Raw genomic sequence first — 265 nt, 5'->3', positions numbered from 1 at the left:
CCATCGAGCAGTATATCACTGCCGGACTAACCTATATTATTATTGGCACTAAGGCCGTTGAAGATCCTAATTTTGTGGCTGAAGCCTGCCGCGAATTTGCCGGACATATTATCGTTGGTATCGATGCCAAAGACGGCATGGTGGCGACTCATGGCTGGGCGAATGTGACGGATACCAAAGCCACTGAGCTTGCCAAACGCTTTGCTGATGTGGGCGTATCGTCAATCGTTTATACTGATATTGCCCGCGATGGCATGATGCAAGG

At 49.4% G+C, this 265-nt stretch carries 1 protein-coding gene; it reads left to right on the top strand.

What is annotated here, in order from left to right; all coding sequences use genetic code 11:
• Positions 1-265, top strand: a 265-nt coding sequence (locus tag AAEY83_RS15810) for a HisA/HisF-related TIM barrel protein (RefSeq protein WP_351060474.1), incomplete at both ends; no start/stop codon positions are given.

The sequence above is a fragment of the Psychrobacter sp. TB20-MNA-CIBAN-0197 genome, assembly GCF_040309765.1.
Classification (GTDB): Bacteria; Pseudomonadota; Gammaproteobacteria; order Pseudomonadales; family Moraxellaceae; genus Psychrobacter; species Psychrobacter submarinus.
The sequence above is the reverse complement of the archived record's forward strand: the minus strand, read 5'-3'. Positions and strand labels throughout refer to the sequence as shown.